The sequence below is a fragment of the Mycobacterium sp. NGS33 genome (assembly GCF_059812885.1).
Window position 1 is genome coordinate 1 of the sequence record NZ_JCALDN010000015.1, and the last position, 15,508, is coordinate 15,508.

The following is a 15,508-nucleotide window of genomic DNA, read 5'->3' on the forward strand; positions in this document are numbered from 1 at the left end:
GCGTCAGCGCCCGGGCGGATAGGTGGGCGGCGTCGTCACCGTGGTGGTCGGCATGGATGTCGTGAGGGTCGGGGTGCTGCTGGTGACCGTGACGGTGCTGGTGCTCGTGCTGGTGGACGCCGGCGGCACGACGGTGGTGGTGGTGCTGGTCGTGACGCTGGTGGTCGACGAGGTCGTGGTCGCCGCCGACGCCGCGATCACCCCGCAGGCCAGCCGCTTGCCCGAGTCGGCGGTGGGGGCGGTGGTGCCCAGATTATCCGCGGTCTGGTGGATGATCAGCGCGGTACCCGCGCTGTTTCTCAGGTCGGCGGAGGTGAACGCGTTGCTGGTGGTGACCAGTTTCGCCGAGCCGTCCGAGCGCACCTGCAAGGCGGTCAGGTCGCCGCTGGCGGGGTAGCTCGTGTGGTTGGCCGCCTGGTAAACGCTTCCGGCGGAGTCGAAGTCCCCGCTCGAGCCGCCGTTCGGCGCAGCCGAATTGGCCTCACATTTGCCCACCGCATGGATTTGCAGGCCGTGGAAACCGGGGCTGAGTACCTGGTTGGGACCGGCTTCCACGGTCACCGTCGCATAGCCGTTGGCGAATTCGAAGGTGGCGTTGGCGACCGGACTGCCGTCGGCGGTCTTCAGCTGGGTGGTCAGCCGCTCCGCTCCCGGGGTCGAGCTGGTCGAGGTGCTGGGCTGGCTGCCTTGCTGGTTTGAGCATGCGGCTAGCGGCGCCACGGTCGCGGTCAGCGCCGCGACCGCAAAGCATGCGGCCTTGTTCATTTGCGGTGCCTACCCACATTGGCCCGCGACGAAACGGCCTACTCGGCGGGCTTGCGCACCTCGTTGGCCAGGTCGCGGTAGTCCCACACCAGGTCGACCACCTCGTGCGCGGCCCGACCCGCCGCGCCGGCGACCAGCCCCACGATCCGCCCGAGATGCGTCGCCGTCGTGTTCACCGCCTCAAAGACGTTGTTAATAGCGCGATCTGACACGGTGTCGGCCATCTGCGTTCCCCTCCGTTCGGCGTCCCCGGTGACCAAGCCTACCGGCCCAGCGAGCTCAGCAGGGCCTTGCGGCTGCGAACGCGGAACCTGTTGATGGGGGATCGATGCAGCCGGGTGATGCGTTCGACCATCCGGTTGCCCAGCGCGTCGAGCATGTCCTCACTCAAATCTATTGGGGCCGGACATAAGTCGCGCTCTTCTTCGCTGGCGTGGGCGTCCAGGACCGTGACGAACGACCGCCACTCGTCGGCGTATTCGGGCGCCGTGGGCGACGTGCGCAGCAGCACCGCCAGTTGGTCCCACACCTGTCGGTGCTCGGCATGGGCGATGGCAACCAATGTGCTGGCCTCCGATACGGCCGGGTAGAACAGGTCGTCCTCGATGCGCATGTGGATGTCCAGCTCGATCAGCAGTTCATCGAGCGCGTCCTGCCGCTCGTCGGTATCCGCCGGCATCTCGGTGATCTTCGCGCACAGACCGCGCAGGACCCGGTGGTGCTCGAAAAGCACCTCGTAGGCGTTCATTTCGCCACCCCGCGCACCTCGACGAGCCCGTCGCGAATCCGCGCCGGGTAATGCGGCAGCGCCGCCGTAGCCGGTCCGCGCAGCACATCGCCCGACCCGCACGCGAATCGGGAACCGTGCCAGGGGCATACGATTCGGCCGCGGTCGATCCACCCGTCGCTCATCGGCGCGCCGAGGTGCGGGCAGTGCTCGCCGACCGCGATCACCTGGCCGTCGTCCCGATACAGCACCACGCCGACGCCGTTGACCGCGACGCGCTGCGGTTGGCCGTCCAGCGCGGCCGCCGGCAGCACCGGCAGCCAGCGGTCGCCGCCCAACCGGTCGCCGGACCGGTCCACGCCGAGGCCCGCGCCGAATACCAAGGCTCCGCCGAGATAGCCGCTGCCCAGGGTGAGGCCGTAGCCCAGCGCGCTGCTCGCCATCGCGCGACGGTGCCGGCCGCGGCGCCGGTCCCGGTACGACGCCGCATACAGTCCGGTGGCGAGCGCGTTCAGCGCGCCATGCACGAGGCCGATCCGGCGCGACTGCTCGTGGGTGTGCTGCCAGTCCGTCACGCCGGTCGCGGCGGCGCCGACGCTGCCCGCGAGCGCGACACCCAACGCGAAGCGGGACCCGTCCCGCAGTCCGGCGGGGCTGCCGGGCAGCAGGCCGGCCGCGTCCATGACGAGCGTCGTCGCCACCGCGCCGGTCGGCACCGAGGTGAGTGCGGGGTGCAGCGGATGGCCGAGCCAGGTGCCGTGCAGCGCGTTGCTGATTCGATCGCGGTTGCGGCCCATGGCGGCGAACGCGAAGGTGAGCGCGTGCTCGAGCCGGTAGCCGGGCCGATCCAGCCACGTTTGCCGGCCCAAAGTCGTCCGAACGCTGACCCCGGCCGTGCGGATCCGATCGTCGAAATGCTGCCACCGTTTCGCCATGGCGTCCTCCGGTGTAGGCGAGAGCCGGCGTGACGCAACGGGCTCGACGCCGCGTCGACTAGGACGCGACCAAACCGGCCCGGTCCATGACTAGGACACGGGTTGGCCCCGGGGATCGTTCAACCGCGGGCGAATGGGGGACTAGGCCGAACGGCGGATGGTGCGCCCGCGGCCGATGTCGCCCTTGAGCAGCAGGTCGCGCTCGGACTCGGACAGCCCGCCCCAAACCCCGTAGGGCTCACCGACTTCGAGGGCGTGCGAGCGGCACTCCTGGATCACCGGGCACTGCCGGCACATTTCTTTCGCGCGCTGCTCGCGTTGCATGCGGGCCCGGCCACGCTCACCATCGGGGTGGAAGAACATCGCCGAGTCAACGCCGCGGCATAAGCCCTGCAGTTGCCAATTCCAGATGTCGGCGTTGGGTCCAGGTAGCTGCTCCGGCTGTGGCATTGGTTCGTTCCCTCTCTGCACCGCCCGCTCGAGGTCAGGTTCGTGAAAGCGGTTGGGTGCAACTTAAATTAAGTGGAGTGGAGTCCCCGATGACTACCCGTCATGCGTAGACGTTAGGGGCGACGGTGAATTTCCGTCAATAGCCACTTAGCCCGACAAAGTATGTGCGCGTTAGAGCGGAATTAACTTTGCGTTCATCTCGATTGAAAATGCGAAACCTATGCCGTGCTACCAGGCGGTTGGCCGAAACGAGATTGCCCAGCTCAGCGCGCGGGAGCGGGATAAGGCGAATTTATCCATGGGCTATAGTGATTAACGGTTCGGTAACATGAAGACCACAAACTGTTTACTACATCATTGTGATTGAAACTCGTCACACTTCCTTGATTGGGCGGCGGCTGGCCGACGCCGCCTTCGGGGACCGCCCCGCCGACTGGCCGCTGCCGTCGGCGACGACCCCGGACCAGTTGTGGCTGCGCGCCGTGGCGGCCGGGGGACAGGGTCGCTATGGCGCCGCCTACCGCGACCTCGCGGTGCTGCGGCGCACCGCGCCGACCGGCCGCCTGGCGTCGTTGGGGCTGAGCACCCAGGCCTCGTTCCTGCGTCAGCTCGGTTGGCACAGCGTGGCGCGGGGCTGGGACGGACGCGCCCTCGCGCTGGCCGGCGGCGACCCCGAGGGGTGCGTCGACGCCCTGGTCGGGCTGGCCGCCGACGCGTTGGGCGTCGGGCGCTTCGCCGCCGCGGCGACACTGCTGGCGCGCACCGATCCGCTGCTCGCGTCGACGAATTCCGAAGCGCCGCTGCCCGATCGGCTGCCGGTGCGCCGGCGCTGGGTGGCCGCCGAGCTGGCGATGGCCCGCGGCGACGGCGACGCCGCCGTCCGTCACGCCCGCGAAGGCGTGGAGCTCGCGGCGGCCATGACCGTCGCCTCGCCGCGCCACCGGGTCAAAAGCGACGTGGTGCTGGCCGCCGCGCTGTGCTGCGCGGGCGACCTCGGGCGGGCCCGCGCGGTCGCGGACGCCGCGCTGGCGACCGCGGGCAGGCTAGGGCTGCTGCCGCTTCGTTGGGCGTTGGCCTGCTTGCTGATCGACATCGAAAGTGTCACATTTCCGGCACATCAGCTGCACGAAATACGCGATGTCTGCGCAGGCCAGGTGCGGCGCGCCGGTGGGACGTGGCGTTCCGCTTGAAACGGCCTTCCGACCGTTATTGTCATTTCGTTAGTTAGCCCGGTTGGCCCGCGATGTGTCCGCTTCGTAACGTTGGAGATATCACCGTCGATGACAATTCCAGCAGGGGAACGTCTCGACGCTGTGGTCGCCAAGGCCGTGACCGGAGACCACAACGCATTGAGGGAGGTGCTGGAGACCATTCGTCCGATCGTCGTGCGATATTGCCGAGCGCGTGTCGGCACGGTCGATCGGGGTGGCCTGTCAGCGGATGACGTGGCACAGGAGGTGTGCTTGGCGACTATCACGGCGCTGCCGCGCTATCGCGATCGCGGGCGTCCATTCCTGGCCTTCCTGTACGGCATCGCGGCCCACAAGGTCGCCGATGCGCACCGCGCTGCCGGACGCGATCTCGCCTATCCCACCGAATCGATCCCCGATCGCTGGTCGAACGATGCGGGACCCGAACAGCTTGCGATCGAAGCGGATTCGGTGAGCCGGATGAGCGAATTGCTCGAGATCCTGCCCGCCAAGCAACGCGAGATCCTGATCCTGCGCGTCGTCGTCGGCCTGTCCGCCGAGGAGACGGCAGCCGCCGTCGGCAGCACCACCGGGGCGGTCCGAGTTGCCCAGCACCGCGCGCTGTCGCGGCTGAAGTCCGAGATGATTGCGGCAGGTGACTGTGCCTGACTCCCTGGATGAATTCGCCCGCACCGACCTGATGCTCGATGCGCTCGCCCAGCGCCGGCCGGTCGACGTCGAGGATCCCGACGCCGACGTGCTCACCACCCTGCTGGAGGACTGGCGCGACAACCTGCGGTGGCCGCCGGCCAGCGCGCTGGTGACGCCCGAAGAGGCCGTCAACGCGTTGCGTACCGGCTTGGCCGAACAGCGGCGCGGCCATCGCGGCCTGACCGTCGTCGGATCGGTGGCCGCGGCGCTGATGGTGCTCAGCGGCTTCGGAGCCATGGTGGTCGAGGCGCGGCCCGGCGGAACCCTGTACGGGCTGCACGCGATGTTCTTCGACCAGCCCCAGGTCCACGAAAAGCAGGAGATGCTGGCCGCCAAGGCCGACCTGGCGAAGGTGCAGGAATCGATCGACCGCGGCCAGTGGGACCAGGCCAAGAATCAGCTGACCGAGGTGAGCAGCCTGGTGCAGTCGATTGACGACCCGGCCAGCAAACAGGAGCTGACCAACCAGCTGAAGCTGTTGAACGCCAAGGTCGATGCGCGCGACCCGAACGCGACGCTCCCGGTGGCCTCGCCCCCCGCGGCACCGGCCGGGCCGGCCTCCGCGATCCCCGCGGCGCCGCCCGCACCGCTCACGCCGCCGGCGGTCGCGCCGAGTCCGACGCCGAGCCCATCAGTGGGTAAGCATCACCATCACGGCCACACGCCACCTCCGGTGGCGCCGCTGCCTGCGAATCAGTGAGCCGCTAGCTCAGTGCCTGCGGTGGAAACCGTCGGCGTCCGAGGTCGCCTCGTTGAGCGACGCGTCGGCGTACCCGCGGCAGTAATCCCACGTGACGTAGGCGTCCGGCTCGGGGTCGTAGGCGGGCTCGTGCGGACGCACGGTGCCGTCGATCAGCAGCTGCAGCAGGTTGGCCCGCAGCATGTCCCAATCGTGGTAGTGATCCTGCTGACATTCGTCGCAGCAGACCACCAGGCCGCGAATACCCTTGTGCGCCAGCAGCGCTTCGTACACGGCCAGGTCGGCGAGGTCGGCCTCGACGGCCATTCGCTCTTGGGAATCCAGGGGCTGGCCTGGCTCGACGGCTTCCAATGCGGCCGACGGATCACAGGGGTCGTCGGCGAAAGGGTCGGGCGGCAAACCCGGTGGGAGGTGGTCGCGCACGCCTCTAGCCTACGCAGCCCGCCCCGGATAACGCCAGCAGGCAGCTACCCGCCGTGCCGGATGGTTCGGCCGCGCCGTTTGGTGCGCGCGGCGCGCCCGAGCAAGCGGACGACACGAGCAGGCGAGCCGATAGGATGGGTCTCTCACGCCGCATCGTATGGAGGGCGCAGATGACCCGTGGCACGTCCCACCTGGAAGACAGCTCTGACCTCGTCGGCAGTGCGTATGTGCGGGTGGGTGGCCTAGTCGACGACCCGGTGCCCACCGGGGGCGACAACCCCCACAAGATCGCCATGCTCGGGCTGACGTTCGACGACGTCTTGCTGCTGCCCGCGGCGTCCGACGTGGTGCCCGCCACCGCGGACACGTCCAGCCAGCTCACCAAGAAGATCAGGCTCAAGGTGCCGCTGGTGAGCTCGGCGATGGACACGGTCACCGAATCGCGGATGGCCATCGCGATGGCCCGGGCCGGCGGCATGGGAGTGCTGCACCGCAACCTGCCGGTCGCCGAACAGGCCGGGCAGGTCGAGATGGTCAAACGCTCGGAGGCCGGCATGGTCACCGACCCGGTCACCTGCCGCCCGGACAACACCCTGGCCCAGGTCGACGCGATGTGCGCGCGGTTCCGCATCTCCGGGCTGCCGGTGGTCGACGAGTCGGGCGCGCTCGTCGGCATCATCACCAACCGCGACATGCGCTTCGAGGTCGACCAGACCAAGAAGGTCGCCGAGGTGATGACCAAGGCCCCGCTGATCACCGCCCAGGAGGGTGTGTCCGCCGACGCGGCCCTGGGGCTGCTGCGCCGACACAAGATCGAGAAGCTGCCCATCGTCGACGGCCACGGCCGGCTGACCGGGCTGATCACCGTCAAGGACTTCGTCAAGACCGAACAACACCCGCTGGCCACCAAGGACAGCGACGGCAGGCTACTGGTCGGCGCCGCCGTCGGCGTCGGCGGCGACGCCTGGGTCCGCGCGATGATGCTGGTCGACGCCGGGGTGGACGTGCTGATCGTGGACACCGCGCACGCGCACAACCGGCTGGTGCTCGACATGGTCGGCAAGCTCAAGGCCGAGGTGGGCGAGAAGGTCGAGGTGATCGGCGGCAACGTCGCCACCCGGTCGGCGGCCGCGGCCCTGGTCGCCGCCGGCGCCGACGCGGTGAAGGTGGGCGTGGGACCGGGATCGATCTGCACCACGCGGGTGGTGGCCGGAGTCGGCGCGCCACAGATCACGGCGATCCTGGAGGCGGTCGCGGCGTGCGGCCCGGCGGGCGTGCCGGTGATCGCCGACGGCGGCCTGCAGTACTCCGGCGACATCGCCAAGGCGCTGGCCGCCGGCGCGTCGACGGCCATGCTGGGCTCGTTGCTGGCGGGCACCGCCGAGGCCCCGGGCGAGCTGATCTTCGTCAACGGCAAGCAGTTCAAGAGCTACCGGGGGATGGGGTCGCTGGGCGCCATGGCCGGCCGCGGTTCGACCGGCGGCAAGTCGTACTCCAAGGACCGCTACTTCGCCGACGACGCGCTGTCCGAAGACAAGCTCGTGCCGGAGGGCATCGAGGGCCGGGTGCCCTTCCGCGGCCCGCTGTCCTCGGTGATCCACCAGCTGACCGGCGGCCTGCGCGCCGCGATGGGCTACACCGGCGCGCCGAGCATCGAGGCGTTGCAGCAGGCGCAGTTCGTCCGGATCACCGCGGCCGGACTGCGGGAGAGCCACCCGCACGACGTCGCCATGACGGTCGAAGCCCCCAACTACTACGCACGCTAGGGCCGGAGATGGTCGAGATCGGGATGGGCCGCGTCGCCCGTCGCAGCTATGAACTGAGCGAAGTCAGCATCGTGGCCTCCCGGCGCACCCGCTCCTCGCAGGACGTGTCGACCGCCTGGCAGCTGGACGCCTACCGGTTCGAGATTCCGGTGCTCGCGCATCCGACCGACGCGCTGGTGTCGCCGGAGTTCGCGATCGAGCTCGGCAAGCTCGGCGGCCTGGGCGTGCTCAACGGCGAGGGACTGATCGGGCGCCACGCGGACGTCGAGGCCAAGATCGCCCAGCTCGTCGAGGCCGCCAGCAAGGAGCCCGAGCCCTCGGCGGCCATCCGGCTGCTGCAGGAGTTCCATGCGGCCCCGCTGAACCCGGACCTGCTGGGCTCCGCGGTGGCCCGGATCCGGGAGGCCGGGGTCACCACCGCGGTGCGGGTCAGCCCGCAGAACGCCCAGGCGCTGACGCCGGTGCTGGTGGCCGCCGGGATCGACCTGCTGGTCATCCAGGGCACCATCGTCTCGGCCGAAAGAGTGGCCCAGGATCGGGAAGGGGCCGGCGAACCGCTGAACCTCAAGACCTTCATCTCCGAGCTCGACGTGCCGGTGGTCGCCGGTGGCGTGCAGGACCACCGCACCGCCCTGCACCTGATGCGCACCGGCGCCGCCGGCGTCATCGTCGGCTACGGCGCGACCAGGGGAGTGACCACCAGCGACGAGGTGCTGGGCATCAGCGTGCCGATGGCCACCGCGATTGCCGACGCCGCCGCCGCGCGGCGCGAATACCTCGACGAGACCGGCGGCCGCTACGTGCACGTGCTGGCCGACGGCGACATCCACACCTCCGGCGAGCTGGCGAAGGCCATCGCCTGCGGCGCCGACGCCGTGGTGCTGGGCACCCCGCTGGCCGAGTCCGCCGAGGCGCTCGGCGAGGGCTGGTTCTGGCCGGCCGCCGCGGCGCACCCATCGCTGCCGCGCGGGGCGTTGCTGCAGATCGCCGTCGGGGAGCGCCCGCCGCTGCAGCAGGTGCTCAACGGGCCGTCCGACGACCCGTTCGGCAGCCTCAACCTGGTCGGCGGCCTGCGCCGGTCGATGGCCAAGGCCGGCTATTGCGACCTCAAGGAGTTCCAGAAGGTCGGCCTGACCGTCGGTAGCTAGCCCGGCGCGGGCCGCTGGCTTGTTACCCGCGGGTACGGCCATACTGGTGCGATGAAGCCGGATTACGACGTCCTGATCATCGGTTCGGGTTTCGGGGGCAGCGTCAGCGCGTTGCGGCTGACCGAAAAGGGCTACCGGGTCGGCGTATTGGAGGCCGGGCGCCGGTATGCCGACGAGGATTTCGCCGAGACGTCCTGGGAGCTGCGCAAGTTTTTGTGGGCGCCGAGGCTGGGGTGCTACGGGATTCAGCGCATTCACCCGCTGAAGAACGTGCTGATCCTGGCGGGCGCCGGCGTGGGCGGTGGCTCGCTGAACTACGCCAACACCCTCTATGTGCCGCCGGAGCCGTTCTTCAACGACCCGCAGTGGAAGCACATCACCGACTGGCGCGACGAGCTGATGCCGCACTACGAACAGGCCAAGCGGATGCTCGGCGTGGTGGAGAACCCGACGTTCACCGACGCCGACAGGGTGGTCAAGGAGGTCGCCGACGAGATGGGCTGTGGCGACACGTTCGTCCCGACGCCGGTCGGCGTGTTCTTCGGCCCCGACGGCACCAAAGCCCCGGGCAAGACCGTGCCCGACCCGTACTTCGGTGGCGCGGGTCCCGAGCGCACCGGCTGCCTGGAATGTGGTTGCTGCATGACCGGTTGCCGTTACGGCGCCAAGAACACCCTGCTGAAGAACTACCTCGCCCTCGCGGAATCTGCTGGGGCGCAGGTGATTCCGATGACCACGGTCAAGCGCTTCCAGCAGCGTCCCGATGGACTGTGGGAGGTCCGCACCGTGCGCACCGGCAGTTGGCTGCGCCGCGACCGTCGCACCTACACGGCGAAGCATGTGATCCTGGCCGCCGGCACCTGGGGCACCCAGCACCTGCTGTTCAACATGCGCGATCAGGGTCTGCTGCCCCGGCTCTCGAACCGGCTGGGCATGCTGACCCGCACCAATTCCGAGTCCATCGTCGGCGCCGGGAAGCTCGAGGTCGACCCGAACCTCGACCTGACGCACGGGGTGGCGATCACGTCGTCGATCCATCCGACGCCGGACACCCACATCGAGCCGGTGCGCTACGGCAAGGGCTCCAACGCGATGGGGTTGCTGCAGACGCTGATGACCGACGGGGCCGGTCCCGAGGGCACCGACGTGCCGCGCTGGAAGCAGCTGTTGGACCAGGCGCGGGAGGATCCGCGCCGCATGATGCGGCTGCTCAACACCCGTCAGTGGAGCGAACGCACGCTGATCGCCCTGGTGATGCAGCACCTGGACAACTCGATCACCACCTACACCAAGCGCGGCAAGCTCGGCATCCGCTGGTACACCAGCAAACAGGGGCACGGCGAGCCCAACCCGACGTGGATCCCGGTCGGGAACCAGGTCACCCGGCGCATCGCCGACAAGATCGACGCCGTGGCCGGGGGCACCTGGGGCGAGCTGTTCAACATCCCGCTGACCGCGCACTTCCTCGGCGGCGCCGTGATCGGCGACAGCGCCGAGCACGGCGTGATCGACCCCTACCACCGGGTCTACGGCTACCCGACGCTGTTCGTGGTGGACGGCGCGGCCATCTCGGCGAACCTGGGCGTCAACCCCTCGTTGTCAATCACCGCCCAGGCCGAGCGGGCCGCCTCGCTGTGGCCGAACAACGGCGAGAACGACCAGCGCCCGTCACAGGGTGAGCCGTATCGCCGGCTGGAGCCGATCCCGCCCAAGGCGCCCGTGGTGCCGGCCGAGGCGCCCGGTGCGCTGCGCTGGTTGCCGAGCAACCACATAAACTCCACCGCCGACGCCAGTTAGCTCGCCAGCACCTGCAGCGGCGCGCCGCTGACGACCCGGCTGCGCTCCCCGCGCACGCTGACCGGCACGTCGCCCATCAGGGTGATGCGGTGCATCAGCCGGGGCTTGTCGTCGTAGTCGTCGACGGCCCGGTGCTGCGTGGCGCGGTTGTCCCACATGGCGACGTCGCCGGGCGCCCAGCTCCAGCGAATGGTGTTCTCCGGCATGGTGATTCGCCGCTGCAGCAGTTCCAGTAGGGCGCTGGACTCGTGGTTGTCCAGGCCGACGAAGCCGCGTACGAAATCGCCGGCAACCAGGGTGCGTTCGCCGGTCTCGGGGTGCACCCGCACCACGGGATGCTCGGTGCGGAAGTCCGGCTTTTCGAAGGCCTGCCGAAACGCCCGCTGGCCCTCGCTCATGGCGTCGACGCTCACGTAGTCGTAGCGGTTGGTGTGCAGCGCCCAGAGGTTTTCCACCAGACATTTGAGCGGTTCGGGCAGCTGCTGGTAGGCCGCCACGGTCGAGGCCCACAGCGTCGAGCCGCCGTAGGCCGGCAGCGTGACCGCACGCAGGATCGACGCCGACGGGTAGTTGGCCGCGAATGTCACGTCGGTGTGCCAGCGGTTGGCCTTGCCGTACTCCGAGTCGATCGGGGTGATCACCGGGAGGTGCTTGGCGGCCAGGGCCGCAGCGGCCGGATGGCCGATGGGCGTGCCCAGCAGGCCGGCGAACGCGAGCTGCCCGGAGTCGTCGAGGTGGTGCTGGTGACGGAAGAAGATCACCTTGTGGGTCAACAGCGCCCGGCGGATCGTGTCGACCGCGTCCTGGTCGAGGCCGCCGCCGAGGCGAACCCCGTCCACCCGCGCGCCGATGCGACTGCCCAGCTTGGTGACGGTTATCTGACCTGTCATTGTCGTTTCCTTGAGTCAAAACGGGCGTAGTCAACTGACTACATTGGTAGTGTAGTCACATGACTACAACTTCGGCAACAGGCCGCGGGAAAATGCCCACCGGGCGCGCGGAGGTGGCCGCGGCGATCCTGGAGGCCGCCACCGAGCTGTTCGCCGAGCGCGGTCCGGCCGCAACGTCCATTCGCGACATCGCCGCGCGGTCCAACGTCAACCACGGACTGGTGTTCCGCCACTTCGGCACCAAGGAGCAGCTGGTCGGCGCCGTGCTCGATCACCTGGGCGCCAACCTGAGCACGCTGCTGGGCACCGATGCCCCGGCGGCCGTGCTGGAGAGTTCCCTGGATCGCCAAATGCGGGTGATGGCCCGCACCGTGCTCGACGGCTATCCGGCCGGCCAGCTACAGAAGCGCTTTCCCAACATCGCGACGCTGCTCGACGGGGTGCGCCCGCTCTACGACGACGACGTCAAAGCCCGGCTCGCGGTCGCCAACGCCCTTGCGCTGCAGTTCGGTTGGCGTCTGTTCGCCCCGATCCTGCGCTCGGCCACCGGGATTGAAGAGTTGACCGACGAGGAAATACGCCAGGCGGCCGGCGCCGAGGTGCAACGGATCCTCGGGCCGACCGAGACTCACTGAGCCCGCACCGATTCGGCGATCAGGGACCGCCGATGCAGCGGTTCGCGGCCCGCCGGCTGCTGCGGCGGGGGCATTTGCGGCTTGCGCGGGCGCACCGCGACCGTCGTCGCGGATTCGGTGCTCAGCTCGAGGTCCTCGCCGGCGTGCCGGATGGTCAGCTCACCGCCGGGCCCGTCGCGCAGCGCGTAGGTGACATCGTCGTGGTTGACGTCGACCGTGACCCGGAAATCGCGCCACCGCAGCCGGAACCGTAGCCGCGAAATGCCATCGGGCAGTTGAGGATCCAGCGACAGGACGCCCTCGTCGTCGCGCAGGCCGCCGAAGCCGGACACCAGCGCCGTCCAGGCGCCGGCCAATGAGGCCATGTGCAGACCGTCGCGGGTGTTGTGGTGCAGATCGCGCAGATCGATCAGGGCGGCCTCGTAGGCGTAGTCGTGTGCGAGCTCCAAATGCCCGACCTCGGCGCACATCACCGCCTGCGTGCACGCCGACAGCGACGAGTCGCGCACCATGCGCGGTTCGTAGTAGTCGACGTTGCGCGCCTTCTGCTCGGGCGTGAACGCGTGGCTTTGCCAATGCATCGCCAGCACCAGGTCGGCCTGCTTGATCACCTGCGCCGGATACAGCCGCACGTACGGGTCGTGCAGCAGCAACGGGTAGGAGTGGTTCTCCTTGAAGTCCCACTCGGCAAAGGTGGTGAACCCCTCGCACTGCTGGTGGACGCCCAACCCCTCGTCGTACGGAATGTTGACGGCACCGGCCGCATCGCGCCACGCCGCCGTCTCCTCGTTGGTGACCCCCAGCGCCTTGGCCGCGTCGGGGTGGCGGTTGCAGGCGTCGGCGGCCACGCGCAGATTGTGCGCGGCCATCAGGTTGGTGAAGACGTTGTCGCGCACGATCGCCGTGTACTCGTCGGGGCCGGTGACGCCGTCGAGGTGCCAGACGCCGTGCCGGTCGTGGTGGCCGAGCGAGAGCCACAGCCGGGCGGTCTCGACCAGCACCTCGAGCCCGCAATCGGCTTCCAGGTCGTCGTCTCCGGTGACGATGCGGTAGCGCTCGAAGGCCATCGCGATGTCGGCGTTGATGTGCCAGGCCGCGGTGCCGGCCGGCCAGTAGGCCGAACACTCCTGCCCGCGGATGGTCCGCCAGGGGAACGCGGCGCCCTCCAATCCCAGTTCGGCGGCCCGCTCCCTGGCCAGGTCCAGGGTGGAGGCGCGCCAGCGCAGCGCGTCGGCCACCGTGTGCGGCGCGGTGTAGCTGAGCACCGGCAGCACGTACCCCTCGGTGTCCCAGAAGGCGTGGCCGTCGTAGCCGGTTCCGGTGAGTCCCTTGGCGGCGATGGCGCGGCGTTCGGCGCGGGCGCTGGCCTGCAGCAGGTGGAAGAGCCCGAAGCGCACGGCCTGCTGGGATTCGGGGTCACCCTCGACCTCGACGTCGGCGCAGTCCCAGAAGTTGTCCAGATATTCGCGCTGCGCGTCCAGGAGGCCCTCCCAGCCGGTGTAGCGGGCGCTGTGCAGCGCGGCGGCGACCTGGTCGCGCAGCGCCGGGCGCGAGCGCATGCTCGACCATCCGTACGCCAGGTACTTGACGATGCGCAGCTTCTGCCCCTCGCGCAGCCCGCAGATCACGGTGGTGCGGGCCAGGTCGGCGCGCGCGTCGGTGCTGACCTCGACGCGCCCCGGAACGTCGACCTCGTGATCCATGCCCGCGGCCATCATCAGCGCGCTGCTGCGCGTGCGGTGCATGAGAACCGCTCCGGTGTCGGTGTATTCGTGGGCCACCTCTTCGAGCGGGTTCTCCAGGATGGCCGACACCCGGGGGTCACCGGAGGTCTCCGGCTGGTCCTCGTTGGTGACCAGTTCCGACTGCACCGTCACGCGGACGAACTCGCCGATCGCCTCGACGACGTATTCGATGGCGGCGACGCCGCGCTGGGCCAGCGACACCAGCCGGGTGGAGACCAGCTTGACCTCTTTGCCGGCCGGCGAGCGCCAGTGCGCGCTGCGGGTCAGCGTCCCGGCGCGCAGGTCCAGATCCCGTTCGTGGCACAGCACTTCGCCGTAGCGGACGTCGAACGGCTCGTCCTCGACCAGCAGCCGGATGATCTTTCCGTTGGTGACGTCGACCAGCGTCTGGCCGGCTTCGGGGTAGCCGTAACCGGCCTCGGCGTAGGGCAGCGGCCGGATCTCGTAGAAGGAGTTCAGGTAGGTGCCCGGCAGACCGTAGGGCTCGCCCTCGTCGAGGTTGCCGCGCAGCCCGATGTGCCCGTTGGACAGGGTGAACAACGATTCGGACTGGGCCAGCAGGTTGAGGTCGAGCTGGGTCTCGCGCACGTGCCAGGGGTCAACGGGGAACGATTCGTCGGTGATCATGAGCGCAGCAGCTCGGCGAGGTCGGTGACCACCACGTCGGCGCCGTTGCGGCGCAGTTCCTCGGCCTGGCCCACCCGGTCGACGCCCACCACGAAACCGAAGTTACCGGCCCGGCCGGCTTCCACGCCGGACAACGCGTCCTCGAACACCGCGGCCGCCCCGGCGTCGACGTCGAGCAGCTGCGCCCCGCGCAGGTAGGAATCGGGGGCGGGCTTGCCGGCGATGTGTTCGTCGCGCAGGGTGATGCCGTCCACCCGCTGCTGCACGAACCGGTCCAGGCCGGTCACCTCGAGGACGTCGCGGGTGTTGGCGCTCGACGACACCACCGCGATGCCCAGGCCCGCGGCCGACACCGCCTCGAGATAGCGGCGGGACCCGTCGAACACCTTGACGCCGTCCTCCTTCAGGACCTTCTGGAACATGTCGTTCTTGCGGTTGCCCAGGCCGTAGACCGTCTCGGCGTCGTCCGGGTCGTCGGGGCTGCCGTCGGGCAGCTGGATGTCGCGGCTTTCCAGGAAGGACCGCACGCCGTCCTCGCGCTTCTTGCCGTCCACGTACTCGCGGTAGTCGGCGGCTTCGTCGAAGGGGACGAATTCCTCACCGGTGCGCTTGGCCCGGTCGGACAGGTAGGCGTCGAACATGGCCTTCCAGGCCTTGGTGTGCACACTGGCGGTGTCGGTGAGCACGCCGTCGAGGTCGAACAGACAGGCACGCACCTCCTCCGGCAGACCCAACGCTGAGCTCAACGGCGGACCTCGCTCTCTGGTCTTGACGGACTGGGTATGCGATACCCACTCCACCATGCCGGGCAATCCCCTCGCAGCCGTATCGGGTCTTGCGCTGGCCGCAACGCCGGCATGTCCCGCCGGCCAACATGCCGCCACGAGCGAAGACGGTGATTGGGGTTGGGGGCGGCGCCGCATCCACGGCCCCGGCCGATTCCCGCCGGGATGCTTGGTTATCCCATTGCGCTGCAACGGATTTAACTTTGACTTGTAC

Annotated in this window: 16 protein-coding genes; 7 read left to right on the forward strand and 9 right to left on the reverse strand. The window is 69.2% G+C overall.

The genetic code is table 11. From position 1 onward, the window contains the following. Nucleotides 1–3: 3 nt before the first annotated feature. The 5 genes from AC5Y5B_RS19605 to AC5Y5B_RS19625 form a co-directional block, all read right to left on the reverse strand. On the reverse strand, nt 4–765 hold the full coding sequence (locus tag AC5Y5B_RS19605) for a superoxide dismutase family protein (protein ID WP_112634818.1): 762 nt from the start codon (nt 763–765) through the stop codon (nt 4–6). 38 nt (nt 766–803) lie between these two features. After that, nucleotides 804–989 (reverse strand): hypothetical protein, encoded by a 186-nt coding sequence (locus AC5Y5B_RS19610; protein ID WP_112634817.1) that lies wholly within the window; start codon nt 987–989, stop codon nt 804–806. A gap of 38 nt (nt 990–1,027) precedes the next feature. Next, entirely contained in the window at nt 1,028–1,513 is a 486-nt protein-coding gene (locus AC5Y5B_RS19615; protein ID WP_500006152.1) for a hemerythrin domain-containing protein, read from the reverse strand. Then, nucleotides 1,510–2,427 carry a Rieske (2Fe-2S) protein gene (locus AC5Y5B_RS19620; protein WP_112634815.1) on the reverse strand — a complete coding sequence of 306 codons (918 nt, stop codon included), beginning with the start codon at nt 2,425–2,427 and terminating at the stop codon, nt 1,510–1,512. Before AC5Y5B_RS19620 ends, AC5Y5B_RS19615 begins: the two co-directional genes overlap by 4 nt. 141 nt (nt 2,428–2,568) lie before the next feature. Then, nucleotides 2,569–2,877: a WhiB family transcriptional regulator gene (locus AC5Y5B_RS19625; protein WP_500006153.1), complete on the reverse strand. Its 309-nt coding sequence runs from the start codon at nt 2,875–2,877 to the stop codon at nt 2,569–2,571. A 359-nt stretch (nt 2,878–3,236) separates the two neighbouring features. Here AC5Y5B_RS19625 and AC5Y5B_RS19630 point away from each other — a divergent pair, with 359 nt between their 5' ends. From AC5Y5B_RS19630 to AC5Y5B_RS19640, 3 genes are all read left to right on the forward strand, one after another. After that, nucleotides 3,237–4,067 (forward strand): hypothetical protein, encoded by an 831-nt coding sequence (locus AC5Y5B_RS19630; protein WP_289176460.1) that lies wholly within the window; start codon nt 3,237–3,239, stop codon nt 4,065–4,067. Nucleotides 4,068–4,157: 90 nt separating this feature from the next. Then, nucleotides 4,158–4,736 (forward strand): sigma-70 family RNA polymerase sigma factor, encoded by a 579-nt coding sequence (locus AC5Y5B_RS19635; RefSeq protein ID WP_112635392.1) that lies wholly within the window; start codon nt 4,158–4,160, stop codon nt 4,734–4,736. Next, on the forward strand, nt 4,723–5,478 hold the full coding sequence (locus tag AC5Y5B_RS19640; protein WP_276310859.1) for an anti-sigma-D factor RsdA: 756 nt from the start codon (nt 4,723–4,725) through the stop codon (nt 5,476–5,478). Before AC5Y5B_RS19635 ends, AC5Y5B_RS19640 begins: the two co-directional genes overlap by 14 nt. Before the next feature lie 9 nt (nt 5,479–5,487). On the opposite strand, the gene AC5Y5B_RS19645 is transcribed toward AC5Y5B_RS19640, so the two are convergent. Next, the gene (locus tag AC5Y5B_RS19645) at nt 5,488–5,901 is read right to left on the reverse strand and encodes a DUF5319 domain-containing protein (protein ID WP_067101334.1); all 414 of its coding nucleotides are present in this window, start codon (nt 5,899–5,901) and stop codon (nt 5,488–5,490) included. 170 nt (nt 5,902–6,071) lie between these two features. Here AC5Y5B_RS19645 and guaB point away from each other — a divergent pair, with 170 nt between their 5' ends. The 3 genes from guaB to AC5Y5B_RS19660 are packed head-to-tail and all read left to right on the forward strand — an operon-like array spanning nt 6,072 to nt 10,612. Then, nucleotides 6,072–7,667 (forward strand): IMP dehydrogenase, encoded by a 1,596-nt coding sequence (gene guaB / locus AC5Y5B_RS19650; protein WP_112635394.1) that lies wholly within the window; start codon nt 6,072–6,074, stop codon nt 7,665–7,667. 8 nt (nt 7,668–7,675) lie between these two features. After that, nucleotides 7,676–8,815 (forward strand): GuaB3 family IMP dehydrogenase-related protein, encoded by a 1,140-nt coding sequence (locus AC5Y5B_RS19655; protein ID WP_112635395.1) that lies wholly within the window; start codon nt 7,676–7,678, stop codon nt 8,813–8,815. Between the two features lie 51 nt (nt 8,816–8,866). Then, the gene (locus AC5Y5B_RS19660; RefSeq protein WP_500006154.1) at nt 8,867–10,612 is read left to right on the forward strand and encodes a GMC family oxidoreductase N-terminal domain-containing protein; all 1,746 of its coding nucleotides are present in this window, start codon (nt 8,867–8,869) and stop codon (nt 10,610–10,612) included. On the opposite strand, the gene AC5Y5B_RS19665 is transcribed toward AC5Y5B_RS19660, so the two are convergent. Beyond that, entirely contained in the window at nt 10,609–11,502 is an 894-nt protein-coding gene (locus AC5Y5B_RS19665; protein ID WP_500006155.1) for a TauD/TfdA dioxygenase family protein, read from the reverse strand. The genes AC5Y5B_RS19660 and AC5Y5B_RS19665 overlap by 4 nt on opposite strands. A 59-nt stretch (nt 11,503–11,561) precedes the next feature. On the opposite strand from AC5Y5B_RS19665, the gene AC5Y5B_RS19670 reads away from it, so the two are divergent. After that, nucleotides 11,562–12,137, forward strand: a complete 576-nt coding sequence (locus AC5Y5B_RS19670) for a TetR/AcrR family transcriptional regulator (protein ID WP_112635398.1) — start codon at nt 11,562–11,564, stop codon at nt 12,135–12,137. Here AC5Y5B_RS19670 and AC5Y5B_RS19675 read toward each other — a convergent pair. Both AC5Y5B_RS19675 and AC5Y5B_RS19680 read right to left on the reverse strand, forming a co-directional pair. Further along, nucleotides 12,131–14,509: a glycoside hydrolase family 65 protein gene (locus tag AC5Y5B_RS19675; protein WP_500006156.1), complete on the reverse strand. Its 2,379-nt coding sequence runs from the start codon at nt 14,507–14,509 to the stop codon at nt 12,131–12,133. The two genes, AC5Y5B_RS19670 and AC5Y5B_RS19675, sit on opposite strands and share 7 nt — an antisense overlap. Continuing rightward, entirely contained in the window at nt 14,506–15,312 is an 807-nt protein-coding gene (locus AC5Y5B_RS19680) for a beta-phosphoglucomutase family hydrolase (protein ID WP_430920168.1), read from the reverse strand. Before AC5Y5B_RS19680 ends, AC5Y5B_RS19675 begins: the two co-directional genes overlap by 4 nt. Between the last annotated feature and the right edge of the window lie 196 nt (nt 15,313–15,508).